The sequence below is a fragment of the Mycobacterium sp. NGS17 genome, from assembly GCF_059813205.1.
This window is the reverse complement of the sequence record NZ_JCALED010000024.1, coordinates 1-1445: the sequence shown is the minus strand read 5'-3', so window position 1 is coordinate 1445 and position 1445 is coordinate 1. Positions and strand designations below refer to the sequence as shown.

At 64.9% G+C, this 1445-nt stretch carries 1 protein-coding gene; it reads right to left on the bottom strand.

Features of this window, described 5'->3' with window-relative positions; all coding sequences use genetic code 11:
• On the bottom strand, window positions 1-1445 hold a 1445-nt coding region (locus tag AC5Y7E_RS24175; RefSeq protein ID WP_499950937.1), incomplete at both ends, for a condensation domain-containing protein.

Here is a 1445-nt window from a genome sequence, read left to right as displayed (position 1 = left end):
GCTGGATCGATCGGCACGTACGTGGCGCCGGTCTTGAGCACCGCCAGGATGGCCACGATCGCCTCAGCGGAGCGGGGCAACAGCAACCCCACCCGCTGCCCCGGACCCGCACCGTGGCCAATCAACAAGTGCGCCAACCGATTCGAGGCCTCATCAAGCTCGCCATAGGTCATCGACCGGCCGGCGAAACTGAGTGCCACCGCCTCAGGCGCGCGGGCCACCTGCGCGGCGAACACCGCCGGAATCGAGACCCCCACCCCCGCCGGCCGAGCCAGCACCGCCCGATTACCCCAACCCTCCAACTGGGCCAACTCACCCGCACCCAACACCTCGACCGAGGACAACCGCCGCGCCGGATCGGCCGTCATCGCCAGCACCACCCGCTGCAACCGCTCGATCAACACCTCAATGCTGGCCGCATCGAACACATCGGTGCGAAACTCCACCTCCCCACCAATGCCAGCAGGCTCACCAGCATCGGTGAAACGCTCCGCCAACGACCACGTCAAATCCATCCGCGCCGTATGGGTATCCGCCCGCAACGGCCGAACCTGCAAATCCCCCAACATCGCCCCGGCCGCAGCACCGTCTTGCCAGTTCTGCCACGCCAACATCACCTGAACCAACGGATGATGAGTCAACGACCGCGCCGGATTGAGCCGCTCCACCAACACCTCAAACGGCACATCCTGATGCTCATAGGCCGCCAAACTGCGCGCCCGCACCTGCGCCAACAACTCCCCCACCGTGGGATCAGCACCCAAATCCACCCGCAACACCAACGTGTTGACGAAAAAACCCACCAACTCATCAAGCGCAGGATCACGCCGCCCCGCGATCGGGAAACCCACCGCCACATCCACACTGGCGCTGACCTTGGACAACAACACCGCTAACGCAGCCTGCACCACCATGAAACTGGTCGCATTATGCTCACCGGCCAACTGACGCACCCGCGCCTGCAACTCAGCCGACCACTCCACACCCACCGTGGCCCCGCGATAATCCGCCACCGCCGGATACGGCCGATCCGTGGGCAACTGCACCCGCTCGGGCATCCCGGCCAACACATCTTCCCAATACGCCAACTGCCCAGCGATCCGACTACCACTGTCCTCGAGCTCACCAAACTGCGCCCGCTGCCACAACGTGTAATCGACATACTGCACCGCCAACGGCGCCCACCCCGGCACCTGCCCCACCGACCGGCTGGCATACGCCACACCCAAATCCCGCACCAACGGCCCCACCGAAGCCCCATCAGCAGCGATATGATGCACCACCGCCACCAACACATGCTCATCCTCAGCAACCCGGAAAAGCTGCGCCCGCAACGGAATCTCACCCGCCAAATCAAACGCATACCGCGCCGCAGCCCCGACCGCCTCCTCCAACCGGCCCACCGACCAACCCACCGCATCCACAACCCGCCAACCGAAATCGGC